This is a genomic window from Serratia sp. 22278, assembly GCF_052045405.1.
In the GTDB taxonomy this organism is placed as follows: domain Bacteria; phylum Pseudomonadota; class Gammaproteobacteria; order Enterobacterales; family Enterobacteriaceae; genus Serratia; species Serratia marcescens.
This window is the reverse complement of the sequence record NZ_JBQEOW010000006.1, coordinates 42,630-64,816: the sequence shown is the minus strand read 5'-3', so window position 1 is coordinate 64,816 and position 22,187 is coordinate 42,630. Positions and strand designations below refer to the sequence as shown.

General features: G+C 62.0%; 21 protein-coding genes. 11 read left to right on the top strand and 10 right to left on the bottom strand.

The window, feature by feature from the left end:
- Positions 1-127 precede the first annotated feature (127 nt).
- From glpA to glpC, 3 genes are read left to right on the top strand one after another with little or no spacing between them, the layout of a single operon-like run.
- Positions 128-1,777 carry an anaerobic glycerol-3-phosphate dehydrogenase subunit A gene (gene glpA / locus ACTJJ6_RS13250; RefSeq protein WP_016929484.1) on the top strand — a complete coding sequence of 550 codons (1,650 nt, stop codon included), beginning with the start codon at positions 128-130 and terminating at the stop codon, positions 1,775-1,777.
- On the top strand, positions 1,767-3,035 hold the full coding sequence (gene glpB / locus ACTJJ6_RS13245; RefSeq protein ID WP_049299802.1) for a glycerol-3-phosphate dehydrogenase subunit GlpB: 1,269 nt from the start codon (positions 1,767-1,769) through the stop codon (positions 3,033-3,035). Before glpA ends, glpB begins: the two co-directional genes overlap by 11 nt.
- On the top strand, positions 3,032-4,231 hold the full coding sequence (gene glpC / locus ACTJJ6_RS13240; RefSeq protein ID WP_049299803.1) for an anaerobic glycerol-3-phosphate dehydrogenase subunit GlpC: 1,200 nt from the start codon (positions 3,032-3,034) through the stop codon (positions 4,229-4,231). Before glpB ends, glpC begins: the two co-directional genes overlap by 4 nt.
- A 33-nt stretch (positions 4,232-4,264) precedes the next feature.
- Here glpC and ACTJJ6_RS13235 read toward each other — a convergent pair whose 3' ends face one another.
- From ACTJJ6_RS13235 to ACTJJ6_RS13225, 3 genes are all read right to left on the bottom strand, one after another.
- Entirely contained in the window at positions 4,265-4,828 is a 564-nt protein-coding gene (locus ACTJJ6_RS13235) for a DcrB family lipoprotein (protein WP_016929481.1), read from the bottom strand.
- 80 nt (positions 4,829-4,908) lie between these two features.
- Positions 4,909-5,343, bottom strand: a complete 435-nt coding sequence (locus ACTJJ6_RS13230) for a GNAT family N-acetyltransferase (protein ID WP_049299804.1) — start codon at positions 5,341-5,343, stop codon at positions 4,909-4,911.
- Between the two features lie 41 nt (positions 5,344-5,384).
- Positions 5,385-6,044: a 7-cyano-7-deazaguanine/7-aminomethyl-7-deazaguanine transporter gene (locus ACTJJ6_RS13225; protein ID WP_016929479.1), complete on the bottom strand. Its 660-nt coding sequence runs from the start codon at positions 6,042-6,044 to the stop codon at positions 5,385-5,387.
- A 220-nt stretch (positions 6,045-6,264) separates the two neighbouring features.
- Between ACTJJ6_RS13225 and tusA the strand changes: the two genes are divergently transcribed.
- Positions 6,265-6,510 carry a sulfurtransferase TusA gene (gene tusA / locus ACTJJ6_RS13220; RefSeq protein WP_025304890.1) on the top strand — a complete coding sequence of 82 codons (246 nt, stop codon included), beginning with the start codon at positions 6,265-6,267 and terminating at the stop codon, positions 6,508-6,510.
- Positions 6,511-6,590: 80 nt separating this feature from the next.
- On the opposite strand, the gene ACTJJ6_RS13215 is transcribed toward tusA, so the two are convergent.
- Positions 6,591-8,909, bottom strand: a complete 2,319-nt coding sequence (locus ACTJJ6_RS13215) for a zinc/cadmium/mercury/lead-transporting ATPase (protein WP_016929477.1) — start codon at positions 8,907-8,909, stop codon at positions 6,591-6,593.
- Between the two features lie 681 nt (positions 8,910-9,590).
- Here ACTJJ6_RS13215 and ACTJJ6_RS13210 point away from each other — a divergent pair.
- Together ACTJJ6_RS13210 and ACTJJ6_RS13205 are read left to right on the top strand one after the other, a co-directional pair.
- Positions 9,591-11,054: a serralysin family metalloprotease gene (locus ACTJJ6_RS13210; protein ID WP_016929476.1), complete on the top strand. Its 1,464-nt coding sequence runs from the start codon at positions 9,591-9,593 to the stop codon at positions 11,052-11,054.
- A 55-nt stretch (positions 11,055-11,109) separates the two neighbouring features.
- Complete coding sequence (locus ACTJJ6_RS13205) at positions 11,110-11,487, top strand: AprI/Inh family metalloprotease inhibitor (RefSeq protein WP_016929475.1); 378 nt, start codon at positions 11,110-11,112, stop codon at positions 11,485-11,487.
- Positions 11,488-11,527: 40 nt separating this feature from the next.
- Here the strand turns inward: ACTJJ6_RS13205 and ACTJJ6_RS13200 are convergent, their stop codons facing one another.
- On the bottom strand, positions 11,528-12,154 hold the full coding sequence (locus ACTJJ6_RS13200; RefSeq protein WP_016929474.1) for a lysoplasmalogenase: 627 nt from the start codon (positions 12,152-12,154) through the stop codon (positions 11,528-11,530).
- Between the two features lie 160 nt (positions 12,155-12,314).
- Here ACTJJ6_RS13200 and ACTJJ6_RS13195 point away from each other — a divergent pair, with 160 nt between their 5' ends.
- Positions 12,315-12,671 (top strand): DUF2500 domain-containing protein, encoded by a 357-nt coding sequence (locus ACTJJ6_RS13195; protein WP_028127633.1) that lies wholly within the window; start codon positions 12,315-12,317, stop codon positions 12,669-12,671.
- Between the two features lie 3 nt (positions 12,672-12,674).
- Here ACTJJ6_RS13195 and ACTJJ6_RS13190 read toward each other — a convergent pair whose 3' ends face one another.
- Together ACTJJ6_RS13190 and rsmD are read right to left on the bottom strand one after the other, a co-directional pair.
- Complete coding sequence (locus tag ACTJJ6_RS13190) at positions 12,675-12,947, bottom strand: DUF1145 family protein (RefSeq protein WP_004934327.1); 273 nt, start codon at positions 12,945-12,947, stop codon at positions 12,675-12,677.
- Positions 12,937-13,557 (bottom strand): 16S rRNA (guanine(966)-N(2))-methyltransferase, encoded by a 621-nt coding sequence (rsmD, locus tag ACTJJ6_RS13185; protein WP_016929471.1) that lies wholly within the window; start codon positions 13,555-13,557, stop codon positions 12,937-12,939. The genes ACTJJ6_RS13190 and rsmD overlap by 11 nt, the downstream gene beginning before the upstream one ends.
- Before the next feature lie 242 nt (positions 13,558-13,799).
- Between rsmD and ftsY the strand changes: the two genes are divergently transcribed.
- From ftsY to rpoH, 4 genes are all read left to right on the top strand, one after another.
- The gene (ftsY, locus tag ACTJJ6_RS13180) at positions 13,800-15,500 is read left to right on the top strand and encodes a signal recognition particle-docking protein FtsY (protein ID WP_440804295.1); all 1,701 of its coding nucleotides are present in this window, start codon (positions 13,800-13,802) and stop codon (positions 15,498-15,500) included.
- Positions 15,501-15,505: 5 nt separating this feature from the next.
- Positions 15,506-16,177 (top strand): cell division ATP-binding protein FtsE, encoded by a 672-nt coding sequence (gene ftsE / locus ACTJJ6_RS13175; RefSeq protein ID WP_004934337.1) that lies wholly within the window; start codon positions 15,506-15,508, stop codon positions 16,175-16,177.
- Complete coding sequence (gene ftsX, locus ACTJJ6_RS13170; RefSeq protein WP_004934340.1) at positions 16,167-17,120, top strand: permease-like cell division protein FtsX; 954 nt, start codon at positions 16,167-16,169, stop codon at positions 17,118-17,120. The genes ftsE and ftsX overlap by 11 nt, the downstream gene beginning before the upstream one ends.
- A gap of 317 nt (positions 17,121-17,437) precedes the next feature.
- Positions 17,438-18,295, top strand: a complete 858-nt coding sequence (rpoH, locus tag ACTJJ6_RS13165; RefSeq protein WP_004934345.1) for an RNA polymerase sigma factor RpoH — start codon at positions 17,438-17,440, stop codon at positions 18,293-18,295.
- A 64-nt stretch (positions 18,296-18,359) separates the two neighbouring features.
- Here rpoH and ACTJJ6_RS13160 read toward each other — a convergent pair whose 3' ends face one another.
- From ACTJJ6_RS13160 to panM, 3 genes are read right to left on the bottom strand one after another with little or no spacing between them, the layout of a single operon-like run.
- Positions 18,360-20,378: a hypothetical protein gene (locus ACTJJ6_RS13160; protein WP_143778395.1), complete on the bottom strand. Its 2,019-nt coding sequence runs from the start codon at positions 20,376-20,378 to the stop codon at positions 18,360-18,362.
- Positions 20,379-20,421: 43 nt separating this feature from the next.
- Positions 20,422-21,639, bottom strand: a complete 1,218-nt coding sequence (locus tag ACTJJ6_RS13155) for a DUF3142 domain-containing protein (protein ID WP_049300253.1) — start codon at positions 21,637-21,639, stop codon at positions 20,422-20,424.
- Complete coding sequence (gene panM, locus ACTJJ6_RS13150) at positions 21,636-22,028, bottom strand: aspartate 1-decarboxylase autocleavage activator PanM (RefSeq protein ID WP_016929466.1); 393 nt, start codon at positions 22,026-22,028, stop codon at positions 21,636-21,638. The genes ACTJJ6_RS13155 and panM overlap by 4 nt, the downstream gene beginning before the upstream one ends.
- Between the last annotated feature and the right edge of the window lie 159 nt (positions 22,029-22,187).

The following is a 22,187-nucleotide window of genomic DNA, read 5'->3' as shown; positions in this document are numbered from 1 at the left end:
TGATCACATTGATGGTTTTTTGTGGACATTTTTATTTCGTTTTATGTTCGTTCTTGTTCCTTATCAAACAAAGACCCTAATAACCGTGGCTCAATAGGCTCATAACTACCGATCCTGAGGGAGCGACATGAGCAGCTATTTTGACGGCGGCGAAACGGATGTGATCATCATCGGCGGCGGCGCCACCGGCGCAGGCATTGCCCGCGATTGTGCGCGGCGCGGCTTGCGCTGCATTTTGCTGGAGCGTCACGACATCGCCACCGGCGCCACCGGCCGCAACCACGGCTTGCTGCACAGCGGCGCGCGCTATGCGGTGACCGACGGCGAGTCGGCGCGCGAGTGCATCGAAGAGAACCGTATCCTGAAACGCATCGCGCATCACTGTATCGAGCGCACCGATGGGCTGTTCATCACCCTGCCGCAGGACTCGCTGGACTATCAGCAGCAGTTTATCGCCGCCTGCCGCCAGGCCGACATCGACGCCGAGGCGATCGACCCGCAGCTGGCGCTGCGGCTGGAGCCGGCGGCTAACCCGGCGCTGATCGGCGCGGTGCGGGTGCCGGACGGCACCGTCGATCCTTTCCGGCTGACCGCCGCCAACATGCTGGACGCGCGCGAACACGGCGCGCAGATCCTGACTTACCACCAGGTGGTGGGGCTGCTGCGCAGCGGCGACCGGGTGACGGGCGTGCGCGTTTACGACCATCAGAATCAGCGGCGCTATGAGCTGCACGCACCGGTGGTGGTCAACGCCGCCGGCATCTGGGGCCAGCAGATCGCCGAATACGCCGATTTGCGCATCCGCATGTTCCCAGCCAAGGGAGCGCTGCTGATCCTCGGTCACCGCATCAACAATATGGTGATCAACCGTTGCCGCAAACCGGCGGACGCCGACATCCTGGTGCCGGGCGACACCATCTCGCTGATCGGCACCACCTCGACCCATATCGACTACGACCAAATCGATAACATGCTGGTGACGCCGCAGGAGGTGGACATTCTGATCCGCGAAGGGGCGCTGCTGGCGCCCACCCTGGCGCAGACCCGCATTCTGCGCGCCTATGCCGGGGTGCGGCCGCTGGTGGCCAGCGACGACGATCCCAGCGGGCGCAACGTCAGTCGCGGCATCGTGCTGCTCGATCACGCCAGCCGCGACGGGCTGGAAGGGTTTATCACCATCACCGGCGGCAAGCTGATGACCTATCGTCTGATGGCGGAGTGGGCCACCGACAAGGTGTGCGAAAAGCTTGGCGTAAACCGCCCGTGCACCACCGCGCAGGACGCGTTGCCCGGATCCCGCCAGTCGGCGGAGGAAACGGTGCGCAGCGTGGTCTCACTGCCCGCCAGCATTCGCGGCTCGGCGATCTACCGGCACGGCGATCGCGCCAGCCAGGTGCCGGCGGCCGATCGGCTCGACACCAGCCTGGTGTGCGAATGCGAGGCGGTGACCGCCGGGGAAGTGCGCTATGCGGTCAATTCGCTGACCGTCAATAACCTGGTGGATCTGCGTCGCCGCACCCGCGTCGGCATGGGCACCTGCCAGGGGGAACTCTGCGCCTGCCGCGCCGCCGGACTGCTGACGCGCTTCAAGGTCAGCACGCCGCAGCAATCCATCGTGCAGCTGTCGCAGTTCCTCAACGAACGCTGGAAAGGCGTGCGGCCGATCGCCTGGGGCGACGCGCTGCGCGAGAGTGAATTTACCAGTTGGGTTTACCAGGGATTATGCGGGCTTGAGGCCCAGGCAGACAAAGAGCAGGAGGCGGATGATGCGATTTGACGTAGTGGTGATTGGCGGCGGCCTGGCGGGCCTGAGCTGCGCCATTGCCGTGGCCGAACTGGGCAAACGCTGTGCGGTGGTCAGTTCCGGCCAGAGCGCGCTCTACTTCTCCTCCGGCTCGCTCGATCTGCTGGCGAGATTGCCGGACGGCACGCCGGTCGAGATGCCGCTGGCGGCGTTGCCGCAGCTGGCGCAACAGGCGCCGCAGCATCCGTATGCCCTGATCGGGCCCGGCCGGGTGGCGGCGCTGTCCGCCGCCGCACAGCGGTTGCTGGAGCGCTGCGGGCTGCGCCTGCAGGGCGAGGGAGCCAACAACCATCTGCGCATTACGCCGCTTGGCACGCGCCGCGCCACCTGGCTCAGCCCGCAGGCGATCCCGACGCTGCCGCTGACCGGCCAACTGCCGTGGCGGCGCATCGCGGTGATCGGCATCGAGGGTTTCCTCGACTTCCAGCCGCAGATGGCCGCCGACGCCTTGAGCCGCGAGCTCGGCGTAGAGACGGAGGTAGCCTATCTGCACATGCCGGCGCTGGACAGATTGCGCAATAACCCCAGCGAGTTCCGCGCGGTGAACATCGCCCGGGTTCTGGATTTGATGGAAAGCCTGCCGCCGATGGCCGAGGAGCTGCGGCGGCTGGCGGGCGAGGCCGAGGCGCTCTTCCTGCCGGCCTGTCTGGGCCTGGAGGATGACGCGTCGCTGGCGGTGCTGCAGGATGCGGTCGGCAAGCCGATCCGGCTGCTGCCGACGCTGCCGCCTTCGGTGCCCGGCATGCGCTTGCATCAGGCGCTGCGGCGGCGTTTTCAGCAGCTGGGCGGCGTTTTCATGCCCGGCGACAGCGTGCTGCGCGCCGAGAGCGAGGCCGGTCGCATCACCGGTTTGTACACCCGCAACCACGGCGATATTCCGCTGCGGGCGCAGCAGGTGGTGCTGGCCAGCGGCAGCTTCTTCAGCAATGGGCTGGTGGCCGATTTCGACCGGGTACGCGAGCCGATCTTCGGGCTGGACGTGCACAGCCGCGCCGATCGCGCCGACTGGAGCCGGCGCGAGCTGTTCGCGCCACAGCCTTATCTGCAGTTTGGCGTGCGCACCGACGGCAGGCTGCGGGCGATGAAGCAGGGAATGCCGTTCGACAATCTGTATGCCATCGGCGCGGTCGCCGGCGGCTACGATCCGCTGCAGCAGGGCTGCGGCGCCGGCGTGTCATTGATCGGTGCGCTGCACGTCGCGCAGCAGATCGCCGCGGAGGAGTGCGTATGAGCCTGCATCAGGACCACAGCTTTGAAAGCTGCATCAAATGTACCGTCTGCACCACCTACTGCCCGGTCGCCAAAGTGAACCCGCTCTATCCGGGGCCGAAACAGGCGGGGCCGGACGGCGAGCGGCTGCGGCTGAAAGACCCGGCGCTGTACGACGAAGCGCTGAAATACTGCACCAACTGCAAGCGTTGTGAAGTGGCCTGCCCGTCCGACGTCAAAATCGGCGACATTATTCAGCGCGCCCGCGCCGACTTCGCCCAGAGCAAGCCGACGCTGCGTGACGCCATCCTCAGCCACACCGATATCATGGGCTCGCTGTCGACGCCGTTTGCGCCGATCGTCAACGCCGCCACCGGGTTGAAACCGGTGCGCAAGCTGCTGGACAAGGCGCTGAAGATCGATCACCGGCGCGAACTGCCGAAATATTCCTTCGGCACCTTCCGCCGCTGGTACCGGCAACAGGCGCAGGCTCAGCAGCGTTACGCCGAGCAGGTGGCATTCTTCCACGGTTGCTTCGTCAACTATAACCACCCGCAGCTGGGCAAGGATTTGGTCCGGGTGTTCAACGCGCTGGATATCGGCGTGCAACTGCTGAAGCGCGAGAAATGCTGCGGCGTGCCGCTGATCGCCAACGGGTTTATCGAGCAGGCCAAGAAGCAGGCCAGGGTTAACGCCGAGTCGCTGCATGAAACGGTGCTGGAGCGCGGCATTCCGGTAGTGGCGACCTCATCGAGCTGCACCTTCACCCTGCGCGACGAATACCCCCACTTGCTGGACGTAGACACCACCCCGGTGCGCGATCGGGTGGAGCTGGCGACGCGCTATCTCTATCGCCTGATCAATCAGGGGCGCAGCCTGCCGCTGAAACGCACGTCGCTGCGGGTGGCGTATCACACGCCTTGCCATATGGAGAAGATGGGCTGGACCGCCTACACCCTGGAGCTGCTGCGGCAGATACCGGGGCTGGAGCTGGTGGTGCTGGATTCGCAGTGCTGCGGCATCGCCGGCACCTACGGGTTCAAATCGGAGAACTACGCCACGTCGCAAGGCATCGGCGCGCCGCTGTTCCGGCAGATAGAAGAGAGCGGGGTGGATCTGGTGGTGACCGACTGCGAGACCTGCAAATGGCAGATAGAAATGTCCACCAGCAAGCGCTGCGAACATCCGATCACCCTGCTGGCGCAGGCGTTGGCATAAAACGAAAGGGCCGGCAGGCCGGCCCCTGCGGGATTACTGTTTCAGCTTCAGGGTAGAGATGATGCCTTCGGCTTCAGTCTGCGCCTGCTGCTGATTGTCTGCCGGCAGCGTTACCTGGATGGTCAGCATGTTGTTGTTCAGCGAACCGATCAGGACGGAAGAATAAGCCTTTTCACCGCCGCTGGTGATGATGCTGTCCAGCTGACGCAGCGGCACGCCGTTGACGTCGAGCGCCTTGTTGGTGATCACCTGCAGGTTGGCGTCACGCGCGCGCTGGGTATTCTCCAGGCGTTTGGCCAGAGTCTCCAGGCTGTCGGCGGTCTTGTCGCCCAAGATGACGATCACCGCGCGCTGACCGGTGCTGTCTGCGTAAACATGCATGTTGTTGGCCTGGTTGCCCAGCTTGCCGCTCTGATCCGCCATGCCGACCGGCAGGGTGAACGCCAGTTTACCGTCCAGCAGGCTCACCTGCTGCCCGGCCGGCGCGCTGGCCGCCGCGCCGTCTGGCGCTGCCTTGGTGTCTTTGGTTTCGCCGTCGCAGGCCGCGAGGCCAAGCGCCAGCAGGCTGATACCCATCAATTTCGCTACTTTACGCATCGGGCTTCCTTCTTCCTTTCCGGTAGGGATTCACTGTCGTATCGCAACCTATTCCAGGTTGAAATGCAAGGCAGATGTTGTCACAAGTTTTTTTCCAGTAATAGCCGATAATCAGCCACTTCGCCTTTCTTTTCCAGCTGAACAATCTGATAGTGGTGGGCGATCAGCATCGTCAGCATGGCGCGGAACCGGTTACGGGTTTTGACCGTCAGTTGGCGATAGCCCTGCGCCCGCGCCCAACGTTCCTGTTCAGCCAACAAGGCCTGCGCCACGCCGTGGCGACGAAATGCCGGCAGCACGCCGCCCAGCCAGCTGTAAAACACCGTTTCCTGCCGTTGATAACCGAGTTTGAAACCGGCCGGCTGTCCGGCTATCTCGGCGATCAACAGGCTGGCGGGGGCGGCGCCGATACGTTGCTGCAGATCGGCCAGGCTATGCAGGCCGCCGAATTCGGGGATGCGTTGGTAAAGGAGGTGGATGTCTTCGAGCGTGGCGGTGCGGACGATTGGGGTCATGAGCGGCCTCCAAAGGATAAGGCCGCCCAGAATAACACGACTCAGCCCGGCTGCAGGCCGCCGCTGCGCGCCGCGATGCGTTTGAGCAGCATGTTCAGCAACACGCCGTACATCGGCAGGAAGAACAGCAGGCAGATCATCACCTTGAAGCTGTAATCCACCAGCGCGATCTCCACCCAGTTGTTGGCCATGAAGGGATCGCTGCTCTTATAAAAGGCGATGAAGAAGAACGCCAGCGTATCGCTGATGTTGCCGAGGAACATCGCCGCCGCCGGCGCCACCCACCAGGCGCTGCGTTGACGCAGGCGGTTGAAGACGTGTACGTCGAGGATCTGGCCGAGCACATAGGCCATAAAGCTGGCGACGGCGATGCGCGCCACGAACAGGTTAAAACTGCTCAGCGCCGCGAAGCCCTGCCATTCTCCCTGATAGGTGACGGTGGAGATCACATAAGAGATGAACAGCGCCGGCACCATCACCGCCAGGATAATGCGTCGCGCCAGCGGCGCGCCGAAAATGCGTACGGTCAGATCGGTCGCCAGGAAGATAAACGGGAAGGTAAAGGCGCCCCAGGTGGTATGGAAGCCGAAAACGGTGATCGGCAGCTGCACCAGGTAGTTGCTGGAGGTAATGATGGCGATATGAAACAGCGAAAGCCAGACCAACGCGGTGAAGCGCTGCTGTGCGGTAAACGAATACATGTTGTAGCCTTTTTAGCAGTGGGGTGAGGGAACCCAGTGTGTCTTGTCAAAACAGCAAAAAACGCTGCGCGGCGGCATGATACGCGTTTGCGCAACCAATGCAATGGTTAAATTTAACGCAAACGTTAACGCATCTTGCGCAGAAAAACTACCGGCGTAAACTAGGCGCTAATGAGATGCGGCGAGCGTTCGCCGATCGTTTTTGAACGAGAAAAATTGCATGACTGACTTATTTGCCCAGGCAGACCAGACGCTCGACGCGCTGGGGCTGCGTTGCCCGGAACCGGTGATGATGGTGCGCAAAACCGTGCGCCATATGGACAACGGCGAAACGCTGCTGATTATCGCCGACGATCCGGCCACCACCCGCGATATCCCGGGGTTCTGCCGCTTTATGGAGCACACGCTGGTGGCGCAGGAGACCGAGCAGGCGCCATACCGTTATCTGCTGCGTAAAGGCGTCTAACGGCGGCGCGGCCGAGTTAAAAGTTCCCTCCCCCAAATGACAACGGGCGCGGTATGCCGCGCCCGTGTTTGTTTCCAAACTTAGCTGCGCTTTCTCAATAGCCGCAGCGCGTTGGCGGTGACCAGTGCGGTGGCGCCGGAGTCGGCCAGCACCGCTAGCCACAGCCCGGTCAGTCCCAGCAGGCTGGTGATCAGGAAGACCCCTTTCAACCCCAGCGCGATGGTGATGTTTTGCCGGATATTGGCGTGGGTGGCGCGCGAGATGCGGATCATCTCCGCGACGCCCACCAGCCGATTGTGGGTCAGGGCGGCGTCGGCGGTTTCCAATGCCACGTCGGTGCCGCTGCCCATGGCGATGCCGATGCTGGAGGCTTTCATCGCCGGGGCGTCGTTGATGCCGTCGCCGATCATCGCCGTCGGGCGCAGTTCGCTCAGTTCGGTGACCGCGCTGACCTTATCTTCCGGCAGCAGACCGGCGCGATAGTCGAGGCCCAGCTCGCCGGCGATCGCCGCGGCGGCGCGCGGGTTATCGCCGGTCAGCATCACGCCGCGAATGCCCAGCGCGTTCAGTTCGGCTATCGCCTGCCTGGCGTCGCCGCGCAGCGTATCGCGCAGCGCCAGCAAACCGATGGGCGCGCCGTCTTCCAGCACCACCACCGCCGTTTTACCGGCGTTTTCCAGCTTGTCTACCTGGTTCTGCCATTGGGTGGCGAGCAGGCCCGGCGCCAGCTTGCCCGGCGCACTGATCAGCACGGTCTTGCCGTCCACGATCCCTTCCACGCCGACGCCGGCCAGCGCGCGGCGCGCCTGCGCCAGCGGCAACTCAGCCCCGCTTGCGGCGGCGCGGTTGATGATCGCCTGCGCCAGCGGGTGATGTGAACCGGCTTCCACCGCGGCGGCAAGCTGCAACAGCCGTTGTTCGGTCAGCGCGCCGATAGGCAGCACGTCGGTGACCGTCGGCTTGCCTTCGGTCAGGGTGCCGGTCTTATCGAAGGCGATGGTTTGAATCTGGCCCAGTTGCTCCAGCGCCGCGCCGCCTTTAATCAGCGCGCCGCGCCGCGTGGCGGCCGCCAGCCCGGATGTGATGGCCGCCGGCGTTGAGATCACCAGCGCGCATGGACAGCCGATCAGCAGCAGCGTCAGGCCGCGATAGATCCAGGTCTCCCACGGCTGTGAGAACAGCAGCGGCGGTACCAGGATCACCGCGACCGCCAGCAGCATAATGGCCGGGGTGTAGTAGCGGCTGAAGCGATCGAGGAAGCGTTCGATCGGCGCGCGGCGCTCTTCGGCCTCTTCAATCAGCTGCAAAATGCGGTCGATGGCGTTTTTGCCAGGCTCGGAGATCACCTTCATCTGCGCCGCCTGATCGACGGACAGGCTGCCGGCAGCCACTTTCTCACCCTGTTGGCGCTCGACCGGCACCGATTCGCCGGTCAGGGCGCTTTCATCGAAGCTGGCGAACGGATTGAGCAGCTCGGCGTCGGCCGGCAGGCGCCCGCCGGGCGCGATTTCAATCACGTCGCCGGGGCGCAGGCTGGCGACCGGCACGCGTTTGCGTTCCGTGCCTTGCAGCAGCAGCGCATCTTCAGGTACCAGCTCCATCAGCGCCGTCACCCCGCGCCGTGCGCGGTTGGCGGCGTAGGATTCCAGCAGTTCGCCGACCATAAACAGCAGCAGCACCATCGCCGCTTCGGCGGTGGCGCCGATGAACAGCGCGCCGATGGCCGCCACGCTCATCAGCGTTTCGATGGCGAACGGCGTACCGGAACGAATCAAACGCAGCGCCTTGGCGGCGACCGGCGCCAACCCGACCAGCGTGGTGGCGATAAAGGCGATGCGGCCCAGCTCCGGGTTAACCCGATCCAGCGCCCAACTGACCACCATCAGGGTGGTTAACAGCAGCAGCGGCGCGAATTCGCCGAAGCGTGAGGTTTTCGGCGCGGCGGCTTTGGCGGTCTGAGCGCCGAGCAGGGTAAAACCGGCCTGGGCGACCGCGTCCTGGATCCGCAGGCTGATATCGGACTGCGCGTCGACCACCAGTTTCTCGGTGGCGAACAACACGCGCGCGCTGTCGACGCCGGGAAGTGCCGTGACGGCATTTTCGATTTTTTTGGCGCAGCTGGGGCAGTCCATGCCGGTGACTTTCCAGCTGAAACGTTGGCTGCCGGAAGGGGGAGCGGCGGCCAGCCTGTCGCTTTCCTCGTCCGGATCGTCGGGCGCGGCGGTGCAGCAGCCGCTATCGCCATGATCGTGATGATGGTGGGCGTGTTCGGCCTGTGCGGCGGCGTTTTTCGGTTCGCTGCTGCAGCCATGTTGAGTTTTGCTGTGGCTGTGGTTGCAGCCGCATCCGCCTTCGGCGTGGTGATGTTCCTGATGATTATGGTTTTGCTGATTGTGCATAACGTCCCCCTTCGGGCTGTTAAACGGGTTTGCTCAACTGACTCTACACCCTGGAGTCCACTCCAGAGTCAAGCGCCGGATGAGAATTATTGCTAACGGCGTTCAAGCGTAGAAAGGGGGGATCATTCAATAATGAATAATGCGAATTTAAATATATCGGCTTTTCTTATCCCCTATTTGGGCGAAAAGGCTCGCTGCCGTTAGTTTAAATAAGAAAATAATATTCTTATAGAAACTAAAAAATCGCCCGATCTAATAATAAAGAGTTATTAATCTATAACGCTTTAGCAAAATTTACCTTTTACCCCGAGTAAAGCCAGCATGATTCGCTTGAGTCTGCAGGCCGCATTGCTATTGAAGTTTGGTGCCAACTTATCCTCATCAAGTTTCATTTGCTTTGTAAATAAGCCTAAAAAGCAGCATAACAAACTTTCGTTGCGATAATAAATGGTTGATTATTTTATGTGCAGTTTTACGGTCCTGCCTATAATTGGAATCGATTACCATTTTTAATGGTGATCTTATTTGCTGATATATATGCATTAATTCTACCTAACACACTGCCGGTAACGGCGCATAAGCCCCTTCCAGCAAGCTTGAGGTTCATTAACCGTGGCTTACGGGGAGGTTATGTCTATCTGTCTGATTGATATCAATCAGGTAATGAGTGGAATCGAACCAATGCAATCTACTAAAAAGGCAATTGAAATTACTGAATCCAGCCTCGCAGCCGCGACAACCGGTTACGATGCTGTAGACGACCTGCTGCATTATCATGAGCGGGGTAACGGGATTCAGATTAATGGCAAGGATTCATTTTCTAACGAGCAAGCTGGGCTGTTTATTACCCGTGAGAACCAAACCTGGAACGGTTACAAGGTATTTGGCCAGCCGGTCAAATTAACCTTCTCGTTCCCGGACTATAAGTTCTCTTCCACCAACGTCGCCGGCGACACCGGGCTGAGCAAGTTCAGCGCGGAACAGCAGCAGCAGGCTAAGCTGTCGCTGCAGTCCTGGGCCGACGTCGCCAATATCACCTTCACCGAAGTGGCGGCCGGTCAAAAGGCCAATATCACCTTCGGCAATTACAGCCAGGATCGTCCCGGCCACTATGATTACGGCACCCAGGCCTACGCCTTCCTGCCGAACACCATTTGGCAGGGCCAGGATTTGGGCGGCCAGACCTGGTACAACGTCAACCAATCGAACGTGAAGCATCCGGCGACCGAAGACTACGGCCGCCAGACGTTCACCCATGAGATTGGCCATGCGCTGGGCCTGAGCCACCCGGGCGACTACAACGCCGGTGAGGGCAACCCGACCTATAGAGATGTCACCTATGCGGAAGATACCCGCCAGTTCAGCCTGATGAGCTACTGGAGTGAAACCAATACCGGTGGCGACAACGGCGGTCACTATGCCGCGGCTCCGCTGCTGGATGACATTGCCGCCATTCAGCATCTGTATGGCGCCAACCTGTCGACCCGCACCGGCGACACCGTGTACGGCTTTAACTCCAATACCGGTCGTGACTTCCTCAGCACCACCAGCAACTCGCAGAAAGTGATCTTTGCGGCCTGGGATGCGGGCGGCAACGATACCTTCGACTTCTCCGGTTACACCGCTAACCAGCGCATCAACCTGAACGAGAAATCGTTCTCCGACGTGGGCGGCCTGAAGGGCAACGTCTCGATCGCCGCCGGTGTGACCATTGAGAACGCCATTGGCGGTTCCGGCAACGACGTGATCGTCGGCAACGCGGCCAACAACGTGCTGAAAGGCGGCGCGGGTAACGACGTGCTGTTCGGCGGCGGCGGGGCGGATGAATTGTGGGGCGGTGCCGGCAAAGACATCTTCGTGTTCTCTGCCGCCAGCGATTCCGCACCGGGCGCTTCAGACTGGATCCGCGACTTCCAGAAGGGGATCGACAAGATCGACCTGTCGTTCTTCAATAAAGAAGCGCAGAGCAGCGATTTCATTCACTTCGTCGATCACTTCAGCGGCACGGCCGGTGAGGCGCTGCTGAGCTACAACGCGTCCAGCAACGTGACCGATTTGTCGGTGAACATCGGTGGGCATCAGGCGCCGGACTTCTTGGTGAAAATCGTCGGCCAAGTAGACGTCGCCACGGACTTTATCGTGTAACACAGCAACGGAACGCCCGGCGCAGTCTCGGCCGGGCGTGATGCGGGAGCCCGGTATGAAAGGTACTTTAGCGCGCACCGCCTTGGCGGCGGGCGGCATGATGGTGACGAGCGCGGTGATGGCCGGCAGTTTGGCATTGCCGACCGCGCAGTCGCTGGCGGGACAATGGCAGGTGGCCGACAGCGAACGGCAATGCCAAATCGAGTTTCTGGCGGATGAACAAAGCGAGACCAACGGCTATCAGCTGGTGGATCGGCAACATTGTTTGCAGAGCGTGTTTGCGGCGGAAGTGGTGGGCTGGCGCCCGGCGCCGGACGGCATCGCCCTGCTGCGGGCGGATGGCAGCACGCTGGCGTTCTTCTCGCGCGACGGCGATCTGTACCGCAATCAGCTGGGTGCGGATGAGGCTTTGACGTTGAAAGCGCTGGCTTGATGAAGAAACGGGTTCGGCGCGCCGAACCCGCGGCAGGTCTCTACAGGTAGAGCGAACGCACGATCAGGAAGTGGCCGGAGAAGTAACAGAAAGCCACGATGGCGTCCGCCGCGCGGAAGGTGAAGCGGTAGCGGTTGAGCAGCCAAACCACGTTGGCCAGCAGCAGCAGCGAGGTGCCGATCAGCAGCGAGAAGCCGAAATCGGTGCTGCGCAGGAAATATTGTTCGCCCGCCAGCCAGACCATCAGCAGCGTCATCGCCACGTAGGTAACGATCGGCCAGCGCATCTCTTCCAGCCGGGTCCAGACGGTGGCCAGCAGCAGTGCGCCGATCGCCAGCAGCGCCAGCGGCAGCGGCCAGAACAGGCTGAACGTCATCTGGCTGGCGAAACTCAGGGTGTACAGCAGGTGGGACAGGAAAAAGGCGCCGATGGCGTACAGCACCCGTTCGCGCGGCAACAGGAGCAATGCGTCGCCGATCAGCGTCGCCAGCAGGCCGAGTACGATCAGATAACCCGCCGCGCCGAGCACCGGCGCCTGCCAGGCCAACAGCAACAGCAACAGCAGCGTGACGGGTTTGAACACCCAGCGCTGCCAGCGCGGCCCACGGTAAGAGGCGTCGACGAACAGCCAACCGGAAAAGAATACGGCAAGGAACGGCCAACTCATTTATGTCTTCCTTATGTATGAGGGAGCCGCAACAACCGGCTCCAAACTGTCACCCATGTCACTTCTTCATTTCAGTGTAGGTAGCCTGCCGGCGATCGACAATGCTTTCTTGAGAATGCTATGTTTACGCTGATTTAGCCGCGAAGGAAATGGGAAACCGATGAGTAAGCCACCGTTGTTTTTTGTCGCCGTGATGGCGTTGATCGCCGTGTTGGCCACGCAACGCTACTTCAAACAGCGCCAGCAGGAGGCGGAAAACGATCGCGCGCCGATGCGCAGTCTGCAGGTGACGGTGAGCGACAAACGCGCGGTGCCGGTCGCCAAGACCCGTGCGCCGCAGCGCGAACCGCTGGTCAATGAGCCGATGTATTACGAGGTGGTGTTCAGCCCGAACCAGGGCGGTGAAGACATCCAGCTGCGGCTGAAGCAATGGCAGTACAACCCGATTGAAAAAGGCGCGCAGGGCACGTTGAACATGCAGGGCACGCGCTTCGTCTCGTTCACCGCTCAGCCGTAGCGGTCACTTCTTCTTGATGGGCGGCTGTTTCTTTTGCCAGGCCAGCAGCTCGAACACGCCAAAGATAAAGATCTTGGCCTCTTGCCAGTAGCTGATCGGCTGATCCTTCGGCTGGGTGGATTTCAACAGCACCAGCTGCAGACCGTGCATCACCACCATAAAGAACAGCGCCACGTCGATGAAATACTTCAGCGGCTTGGGAAATGGATGGAACAGGTTAGAGAGCAGGAAGCCCCACACGCACAGCATCAGCAGGCGGCCCAGATTAATCAGCATGATCGGTTTTCTCTTGCGAACGAATATAAAGGCGATAGGCCACCTGGCCGGCGACCTTCTCCCGGTGCAGCTGCCAGCTGGCAGGCACGTCCGCCGCGGCGCTTTCCGCCTCGGCTTCTACATAGATCCAGGCCTCGTCGGCCAGCCAGCCGCGCTGTTCCAGCAACAGGGCGGTCTCCGCCAGCAGGCCTTTGCGAAACGGCGGATCGAGGAAGACCACGTCGAACGGTTGACCGTCACCCGCCAGCCAGCTCAACGCGTTGGTGTTGATAACCACCCCTTTGCCCTGCAGCAGCGCCAGATTTCTTTCCAGCTGCTGCGCCACCGGCCGTTCGAATTCCAGCAGCGTGGCGCTGCCGGCATAGCGCGACAGCGCTTCCAGCCCCAATGCGCCGCTGCCGGCGAAGCAGTCCAGACAGCGCGCGCCCTGAATCACCGGCGCCAGCCAGTTGAACAGGGTTTCGCGCACCCGATCGGTGGTGGGGCGCAGCCCCGGGCTGTTCGGCACCGGGAGTTTGCGGCCGCGCCATTGGCCGCCGATGATGCGGATCTGTCCGGCTGCGGCCTGGGGCGGTTTTTTGGCCGCCGCCCGTGGCGAGAGTCTTGTCATAAGCGTTGTTTGGTTTCTTTCGCGGCGCGGGGCCGCCGAGGTTAACGAAAAGTTGTCCCTATTCTACCGGTGACGGGCGTCGGGGGGAACGGTAAAACGTTGTTGTCTGATTTCACGCCGGAAAGCATGCCGGATGCGTGTTGCTGCGCGAGGGAAAGTGATAGACTCGGCGGATTATTGTCAGCATATATCCTTCAGGTATGGAGGGTAAGCGAGCCTTCGGTACGGAGTAGAGTCATAACATGGCAAAAGATAAGAAACGTGGGTTTTTCTCCTGGCTGGGCTTTGGCCAGAAGGAAAAGGAAGAAGAGCAACAGCAACCTGAGCCGTCGGTAGAGCAGGCGGAACCTCAGGCCGCGGAGACGCCGGCTGAACCGGCCGCCGCCAAGCTGGATGACAAGCTCCCCGCCCAGGAATCTGAACCTGCCGCCTCCGTCGACACCCCGGGAGAGTGGGATAACGGTCAGGTCGGTGAACAAATCGCGGAAAACCTACCGGCGGCGGCTGAACATCCGGCGGCGCCGCAAGCGTTAGCTGAAGAGATCGTCAGCGTCACCGAGCAAGTGGCGGCGCAGCAGCAACCGGTGGTCGAGCCAGAGCCGGTGGTCGAGCCAGAGCCGGTGGTTGAACCTGAGCCGGTCGTCGAGCCAGAGCCGGTGGTTGAACCCGAGCCGGTGGTTGAACCTGAGCCGGTCGTCGAGCCTGAGCCGGTGGTTGAACCCGAGCCGGTGGTTGAACCTGAGCCGGTGGTTGAACCTGAGCCGGTCGTCGAGCCTGAGCCGGTGGTTGAACCCGAGCCGGTCGTCGAGCCTGAGCCGGTGGTTGAACCTGAGCCGGTCGTCGAGCCTGAGCCGGTGGTTGAACCTGAGCCGGTGGTCGAGCCCGAGCCAGTGGTTGAACCCGAGCCGGTCGTCGAGCCCGAGCCAGTCGTCGAACCTGAGCCGGTCATCGAGCCCGAGCCGGAAGAAGAGCCGCTGGAGCCTGTCGTGCCGGCCGTTGCGCAAGAGCAGGAGCGCCCGACCAAAGAGGGCTTCTTCGCGCGCCTGAAGCGCAGCCTGCTGAAGACCAAGCAAAACCTCGGTTCCGGCTTTATGGGGCTGTTCCGCGGTAAAAAGATCGACGACGACCTGTTCGACGAGCTGGAAGAACAGCTGCTGATCGCCGACGTCGGCGTGGACACCACGCGCAAGATCATCACCTCCCTGACCCAGCACGCCAGCCGCAAGCAGCTGAAAGACGCCGAAGCGCTGTACGGCAAGCTGAAGGAGGAAATGTCCGAAATTCTGGCCAAGGTCGATCGGCCGCTGGATGTCAGCGGGAAAACTCCGTATGTCATCCTGATGGTCGGCGTGAACGGTGTGGGTAAAACCACCACCATCGGCAAGCTGGCGCGTCAGTTCCAGGCGGAGGGCAAGTCGGTGATGCTGGCGGCGGGGGACACCTTCCGCGCCGCGGCGGTGGAACAGCTGCAGGTGTGGGGCGAACGCAACCGCATTCCGGTGGTGGCGCAGCATACCGGCGCGGATTCCGCTTCGGTGATCTTCGATGCGGTGCAGGCCGCCAAGGCGCGCGGCATCGATGTGTTGATCGCCGATACCGCCGGCCGTCTGCAGAACAAATCGCACCTGATGGAAGAGCTGAAGAAGATCGTCCGCGTCATGAAAAAACTGGACGACCAGGCCCCCCATGAGGTTATGCTGACGCTCGATGCCAGCACCGGCCAGAATGCCGTCAGTCAGGCGAAATTATTTAATGAGGCCGTGGGCTTAACCGGCATCACGCTGACTAAACTGGACGGTACCGCCAAGGGCGGGGTGATCTTCGCCATCGCCGATCAGTTCGGTATCCCGATCCGCTATATCGGCGTCGGGGAAGGCATCGAAGATTTGCGGCCGTTTAAGGCTGACGATTTTATTGAGGCACTTTTTGCCCGAGAGGATTAATACGGATGATTCGCTTTGAACAGGTCAGTAAAGCTTATCTGGGCGGACGGCAAGCGCTGCAGGGGGTCGATTTCCATCTGCGCCCGGCGGAGATGGCGTTTCTGACCGGCCATTCCGGCGCGGGGAAAAGTACCCTGCTGAAACTGATTTGTGGTATCGAACGGCCCAGCGCCGGCCACATCTGGTTTGGCGGCCACGACATCAGCCGCTTGAAAAACCGCGAGGTGCCGTTCCTGCGTCGGCAGATCGGCATGATCTTCCAGGATCACCACTTGCTGCTGGATCGCACGGTGTATGACAACGTGGCGATGCCGCTGATCATCGCCGGCGCCAGCACCGAAGATATCCGCCGCCGCGTTTCCGCCGCGCTGGACAAGGTCGGTTTGCTGGATAAAGCGAAGAACTTCCCGATTCAGCTGTCCGGCGGTGAGCAGCAGCGCGTGGGCATCGCCCGCGCGGTGGTGAACAAGCCGGCGGTGCTGCTGGCGGATGAACCGACCGGTAACCTGGACGATGCGCTGTCGGAAGGCATTCTGCGCCTGTTTGAAGAATTCAATCGCGTCGGCGTGACCGTTCTGATGGCGACGCACGACACCGGGCTTATCGCCCGCCGCAATTACCGCATCCTGACGCTGAGCCAGGGCCGCATGCAAGGAGGCGCTCACCATGGCCAATAACGCAAAAACCGCCAAGAGCAAGGCGCTGCGCGGCGGCTGGCGCGAACAGTGGCGTTACGCCTGGATGAATGCCATCAAAGACATGCTGCGTCAGCCGTTGGCGACGCTGCTGACGGTGATGGTGATCGCCATTTCCCTGACGCTGCCGAGCGTGTGCTATATCGTGTGGAAAAACGTCAGCACCGCGGCCAGCCAGTGGTATCCGACGCCGCAGCTGACCGTCTATCTGGATAAATCGCTCGATGACGACGCGGCGCTGAAAGTGCTCGACGCCATCAAGGCGGAAGCCGGCGTGGAGAAGGTGAACTACCTGTCGCGTGAAGAAGCGCGCGGCGAGTTCCGCAACTGGTCGGGCTTTGGCGGCGCGCTGGACATGCTGGAAGAGAACCCGTTGCCGGCGGTGGCGATCGTCACGCCGAAGCTGAGTTTCCAGAGTTCGGACACCCTCAACACCCTGCGCGATCGCGTGGCGGCGGTGCAGGGCGTCGAAGAAGTGCGTATGGATGACAGCTGGTTTGCCCGTCTGGCGGCGCTGACCGGGTTGGCGGGCCAGATTGCGGCGATCATCGGCGTGCTGATGATTGTGGCGGTGTTCCTGGTGATCGGCAACAGCGTGCGTCTGAGCATCTTCAGCCGCCGCGACACCATCAACGTGATGAAACTGATCGGCGCCACCGACGGTTTTATCCTGCGGCCGTTCCTCAACGGCGGGGCGATGCTGGGTTTTGCCGGCGCGCTGCTGTCGCTGGTGCTGTCCGGGGCGCTGGTGTGGCAGCTGGAGTCGGTGGTCGCCGGCGTGGCCAAAGTGTTCGGCACCACCTTCACCTTACACGGGCTGGGCTGGGATGAGGCGCTGCTGCTGCTGATCATCTCTGCGATGATCGGCTGGATCGCCGCCTGGTTGGCGACGGTGCAACATTTACGCCGATTTACACCACAGTAAGATTTTTTTGGTATACTCTTCTCCTGCTGCTTTTGATCGCGTTGCGGGAGAAGAGTGACCTCAAGCGAAGTCAGCACCATCCCTCTCTTCTTAGCGCACAAATTCCCTATCGGCCTGCACCCTCGTCACGTATTGTCAGCGACAATGCTTGCAAAAAAGGGTGAACTTCTAGGGCGGAGTACGGTCAAAAATTGCAGCAAATGTTAAGGTGTCCGGCGTGTGGAACCGCTTTTGCTTCAGCAACTGCCGTAGAATCAATCATTTCCCCGCTGTAATAATCACCTGCATGATTTTGTATTCTCATAGAGAGGGTTTGAATGACCAAAGAAATGCAAACTTTAGCCTTAGTACCCCAAGGTAGCTTGGAAGCCTATATCCGGGCAGCCAACGCCTATCCGATGCTGACGGCAGAGGAAGAGCGGGAGCTGGCTGAACGGCTGCATTATCAGGGCGATCTGGATGCCGCTAAGCAGCTCATCCTGTCTCACCTGCGCTTTGTCGCTCATATTGCCCGCAACTATTCAGGCTATGGTCTGCCGCAGGCGGATCTGATTCAGGAAGGCAACATCGGCCTGATGAAAGCCGTTCGCCGCTTCAACCCTGAAGTCGGCGTGCGTCTGGTTTCCTTTGCGGTGCATTGGATTAAGGCGGAAATCCACGAGTACGTATTGCGCAACTGGCGCATCGTGAAAGTGGCGACCACCAAAGCGCAGCGCAAGCTGTTCTTTAACCTGCGCAAAACCAAACAGCGTTTGGGCTGGTTCAACCAGGACGAAGTGGAACTGGTGGCCCGCGAGCTGGGCGTAACCAGCAAAGACGTGCGCGAGATGGAATCGCGCATGGCGGCGCAGGACATGACGTTCGATCCGACTCCGGACGACGAGGCCCGCGATGGCCAGTCGATGGCGCCGGTGCTGTACCTGCAGGACAAGAGCTCGGACTTCGCCGAAGGCATCGAGGAAGATAACTGGGAAAGCAACGCCGCAGACAAACTGGCCTATGCGCTGGAAGGTCTGGACGAGCGCAGCCAGCATATCATTCGCGCCCGTTGGCTGGACGACGACAACAAGTCGACGCTGCAGGAGCTGGCCGATCAGTACGGCGTTTCCGCCGAACGCGTGCGCCAGCTGGAAAAGAACGCCATGAAGAAACTCAAAATGGCGATCGAAGCCTGAGTCGATGCGAGATTCGATAAAAAAAGCCCGGCAAGCCGGGCTTTTTAGTGCCTGAAATTCGGCGTTATGGCGCCACGGCGGCGAAGTCCGGCGCCGGGCAGTCGTAGCCGAATTTCGCCGCCCACGGATAACGGGTGCCGGTGTTGATATAGCGCTGATAAAGCGCGCGGCCGGTTTTGGCGTCGCGCTTGATAACCCAGCTGGCGGCGTTACACAGCACGGCGGCATAGGCCTGGCTCTTCGGCGGCAGCAGATCGGCCGCCTGTTGCGCCAGCCCCACCGCCTGCCAGCGATAGTGCAGGAAACGGTTGTCTTCCTCCGGTAGCGCCGCCTTGGCGCGCGCCGCTTCTGCGCTGTCGATCCAGCTTTTATGCTTCAGCTCGCGAGTATCGAACGAATCCCCCAGATAGGAATAGCCGGCGCCATAGATGGCGTAATCCGGCGTCATCTCATACCCGGTAAACTCCAGCCCCTGGGCGCGCAGCAGGTTGGCGGCGCGATAGTAAGCCTGCGCGCGCGTCAGCGGCGCGGCGGATTTATCCTTGGCGGCCTTCAGCTCATCGGCATACTGCTGCGCCGCTTGCCGGTAGTTGGGAATATCGAAATAGGCCAGCGCTTCCGGCGCGCGTCCGACGCGCATCAGCCGCCGCGCCAGCAGTTCGCGCAGCTGCACTTCCGGCGTGATCTGCTGGCCGCCGTAGTCGTCCGGGTTTACCGGCTTGAGCGGCGTCGTCGGCGCCGGGGCGTGCTTATCGACAAAGCCTTTCAACTCATCGACGGTCAGCACCCGCTCCGCCACGTCGGCCACGTCGGCCCAGTAGAGCGCTTTGCCGCGATACAGCAGATCCATCGCCTGCAGATAGTCGCCGCGGTTCAGCGCCAGGATGGCCTGTTCGCCGGCCACCCGGCACTCGGGCACGATGGTTTCCGCGACGAAGTCGGCGTTGCGCTGTTCACCCCAGCTTTCGTCGGCGGGGAACGCGCTTGCCGCCTTGGCGTAGGCGGCGGTGGCGGCTTTCACGTCGCCGTCGCGCAGCGCCATTTTGGCGCGCAGCCACCACACCAGGCCGCTGTCGCCGGCGTTTTTCAGCAGGCTCGCCGCCATCGGGTATTGCCCCGAACGGTAAGCCAGCGCCGCCAGCCGATCGCTGCCGGCGAAGCCGCTTTTCACTGAGCCGTCCAGCAGCGTCAGGATCTGGCTGATGATTTGCGCGGAGCGGCCGTTGCCGTCGGTATCCGCCATTTGCAGGTTGCCGCTGCGGGCGAACAGCTCAATGGTCACCAGCTGCTGGATCAACGGATCGCCGATAACCTGTTTCAGCGTGTCCAAATGGTCGGGATTGACCAGGAGGCTGGAGACGTACTGCAGCGACTGCCCGCCGCTCGGATCGCCCTGCGCCGCCTGTTGCGCGTACAGGTGGGCGGCGGGGGCGACGTCACCCAGCCACAGGTGAATGCGCGCCTGTTGCCCAAGACTGCTCAGCGCCAGCTGATCGGGATCGGCGACGCCGTTTTTCACCCGATCGATCACCTGCTGGAATGCCGCCAGCGCCTGTTCAAGCGCGGCTTTTGGCGGATGCTCGGCGGCGGGGGCGGTTTCACCAGATTCATTCACCGGCGTCCCGTGGTCCGCCATCAGTACCCGCCCCAGCGAATACTGCGCCCGCAGTCCCCAGTCGCCCTGCTCGGCGGCCGGTAGCTTCAGCACCTGCTGGAAATAGTCTGTGGCGCGCGGATCGTGGCTGGCGAAAGCCACGGCGCCCAGTTGATAGAGACGCGCGGCGTTGGACAACCCCTGCGTATTGACGGCGTCAGCCTCTTCCACCGTTTTGGCGGCGCGCATTTTGCCGATCGCGATCGTTTCCGGCGATTGCGGCATCGGTTTCGGCGGCATCGGCGGCGGCGGGGCTTGCCAGTGCGGCAGCTGTTTATCCATCGGCACCAGCCGGCCGGCTTCGAAGGCGAAATTGCCCTCCGGCATATACAGCAGGGTGCCGTTGCGGTCGATCAGCAGCCGGTTAGGAAAATCCGGGCCGCAGGCATAGCCGTTCAGCGGCAGCGCCAGCGCGGCGCCGATCAGCATGGCCAGCGGAAGAAGGCGGCGGGTGTTCCGTGCCGCGCGCGTATCAAGGTGTGACAAGGGTGCCTCCTGGCGTCAGTTGTTGGCAGCGCAGCCAGCCCAGCGGCCGGGATTGTCCGGCGCGCAGCTGATCGCCGCTGATTCGAATAAAGCGTTGCCGTTGCGGTGCGGACTCCAGCCGGTAGTTGCCGACCGCGTCCGCCGCCAGGCAGTCGTCGGCGCGGATGATGACTTCTTGCGGCAGCGGGGCGTCCACCGGCCCGTTGTTATGAATTATCAGATCATACAGCCCGTTTTGCTGTGGCTGAGGCCTAAATTTTACCTGCCAGTCGACATTCAGCGGCCGCCGTTCGATCACCGCTCGCAGCGTGGCGAGCGACCAGGCGCGCCGATCGTCCGCCAGCGGCAAGCGGAACCAGATAATGCCGCGCAGCCGGGGCGGCGTTTGCTGCGCCAGCGTTTGCAGAAAATCGGCGATCTGCTGCGGCGCGACCGTCAGCTCACGGCCGTTGCCCGCCACGCGCAGCGAGGATTCGCTCTCCACCTGTGCACCCTGCGCATCAAACCCCAGCAGCGCCATGCCATAAGCCGGCAGCGCGACGCGAAACGGCTTCGGTGTGACGGCGGCGTACTGCCGCACCCAGCGTAGCGCCAAGGGGCCGTCAAACAGCCCCTGCTGCGGCGAGAGCACCGCATGCACCTGCAGGACGGAGCTGTCGGCCTGTTGCAGTACGCCGGGCAGGTCGGGCGAGCCGATCCAGGCCGGCAGGGCGGTGATGCCGAGCTGCACAGCGGCGGGCAGCCGTTGGCGTAACCGCTGCAGAAAGCGTTGGTAGTCCGGCAGGCGGGCGGTGGCGGCGTCATGATCGATCTCGACGCCGGTGACGGGCAGCCCGGCCGCCTGCCAGCGCTGGGTGAGCGCCAGCAGGCGCTGGATAATGGCCGCCTGGTCCAGCTGCGGCAGCTGGCCGTCGAGGCGCGCCACCAGCCAGAGCGGGCGGCCGTCCTGCTTCAGCAGGCTGAGATCGGCCGGGATTTCCCGCCAGCCTTCACGCGGATGCACCTGCAGCGTTAGCACTCGCACCCCGCTGAACAGATCGCGGCTGTGCGCCAGCGCATCGGCGTGCTGCGGCGTCCACACCCGCTGCCAGACATAAACCTGCTGATCCCAGCCTGAGGCCAGGCGCAGCGCCTGCTGATGCCCGGCGAACCAGGCCGCCAACCCCAGCGCAATCAAAACCAGCGCCGCCAACCGGCGTTTCATTTTTGCCAGAGATCGCCCTGCGGTGCAAAGCCGCAGGCGCGCATGAAGTTATCGACTTCCCCGCGTTCGCGCGGCGCCAGACCGGCGGTCGACAGCTGCCAGTGGGCGACCTGCGGCAGCTGACGCTGCGCATCCTGCACCAGGTAAAGACCGACGCCGCGGCGGCGCGTCACTTCGCGCACCAGCAGATCCTGCAGTTCGGCGCGGTCGTCCTGCAGCGCAATTTTCACCGCGCCCAGCAGACGCTCGTTGAAGCGGGCGGCGAACAGCGCCCTACCGTCGCTCAGCCAGCGCTGCCACTGTTCCGGCTGCTGGTGCGGCCAAATTTTACCGAGGTCGATAAGGTCTTGCGGGGATAGCGCGGTCAGGCGCTCGATGGTCAGTTTCATGCAGAATTTCCGCGCAGCTAAATGATGCCGACAGTGTAATAGATCTTGTGCAGAGCGTTGTGTAAGTTTTTCTGTACGATTACTGTGCAATATGTTTTTTGCACGGGGCATTTTCCGAGTAAATAGTTAGTAAAGGGATTGTTAACCAGCACAACGCGC

Bases quoted from the DNA above. Each gene is read 5' to 3' on its own strand.
- ACTJJ6_RS13160 (WP_143778395.1), bottom strand. From the start codon at position 20,378: ATGCTGATCGGCGCCGCGCTGGCGCTGCCGCTGAACGGCTATGCCTGC.
- glpB (WP_049299802.1), top strand. From the start codon at position 1,767: ATGCGATTTGACGTAGTGGTGATTGGCGGCGGCCTGGCGGGCCTGAGC.
- ACTJJ6_RS13230 (WP_049299804.1), bottom strand. From the start codon at position 5,343: ATGACCCCAATCGTCCGCACCGCCACGCTCGAAGACATCCACCTCCTT.
- ACTJJ6_RS13215 (WP_016929477.1), bottom strand. From the start codon at position 8,909: ATGCACAATCAGCAAAACCATAATCATCAGGAACATCACCACGCCGAA.
- ACTJJ6_RS13155 (WP_049300253.1), bottom strand. From the start codon at position 21,639: ATGAAACGCCGGTTGGCGGCGCTGGTTTTGATTGCGCTGGGGTTGGCG.
- rsmD (WP_016929471.1), bottom strand. From the start codon at position 13,557: ATGACAAGACTCTCGCCACGGGCGGCGGCCAAAAAACCGCCCCAGGCC.
- rpoH (WP_004934345.1), top strand. From the start codon at position 17,438: ATGACCAAAGAAATGCAAACTTTAGCCTTAGTACCCCAAGGTAGCTTG.
- ACTJJ6_RS13200 (WP_016929474.1), bottom strand. From the start codon at position 12,154: ATGAGTTGGCCGTTCCTTGCCGTATTCTTTTCCGGTTGGCTGTTCGTC.
- tusA (WP_025304890.1), top strand. From the start codon at position 6,265: ATGACTGACTTATTTGCCCAGGCAGACCAGACGCTCGACGCGCTGGGG.
- ACTJJ6_RS13225 (WP_016929479.1), bottom strand. From the start codon at position 6,044: ATGTATTCGTTTACCGCACAGCAGCGCTTCACCGCGTTGGTCTGGCTT.
- ftsY (WP_440804295.1), top strand. From the start codon at position 13,800: ATGGCAAAAGATAAGAAACGTGGGTTTTTCTCCTGGCTGGGCTTTGGC.
- ACTJJ6_RS13235 (WP_016929481.1), bottom strand. From the start codon at position 4,828: ATGCGTAAAGTAGCGAAATTGATGGGTATCAGCCTGCTGGCGCTTGGC.
- ACTJJ6_RS13195 (WP_028127633.1), top strand. From the start codon at position 12,315: ATGAGTAAGCCACCGTTGTTTTTTGTCGCCGTGATGGCGTTGATCGCC.
- ftsX (WP_004934340.1), top strand. From the start codon at position 16,167: ATGGCCAATAACGCAAAAACCGCCAAGAGCAAGGCGCTGCGCGGCGGC.
- ACTJJ6_RS13210 (WP_016929476.1), top strand. From the start codon at position 9,591: ATGCAATCTACTAAAAAGGCAATTGAAATTACTGAATCCAGCCTCGCA.
- glpC (WP_049299803.1), top strand. From the start codon at position 3,032: ATGAGCCTGCATCAGGACCACAGCTTTGAAAGCTGCATCAAATGTACC.
- glpA (WP_016929484.1), top strand. From the start codon at position 128: ATGAGCAGCTATTTTGACGGCGGCGAAACGGATGTGATCATCATCGGC.
- ACTJJ6_RS13190 (WP_004934327.1), bottom strand. From the start codon at position 12,947: ATGCTGATTAATCTGGGCCGCCTGCTGATGCTGTGCGTGTGGGGCTTC.
- panM (WP_016929466.1), bottom strand. From the start codon at position 22,028: ATGAAACTGACCATCGAGCGCCTGACCGCGCTATCCCCGCAAGACCTT.
- ftsE (WP_004934337.1), top strand. From the start codon at position 15,506: ATGATTCGCTTTGAACAGGTCAGTAAAGCTTATCTGGGCGGACGGCAA.
- ACTJJ6_RS13205 (WP_016929475.1), top strand. From the start codon at position 11,110: ATGAAAGGTACTTTAGCGCGCACCGCCTTGGCGGCGGGCGGCATGATG.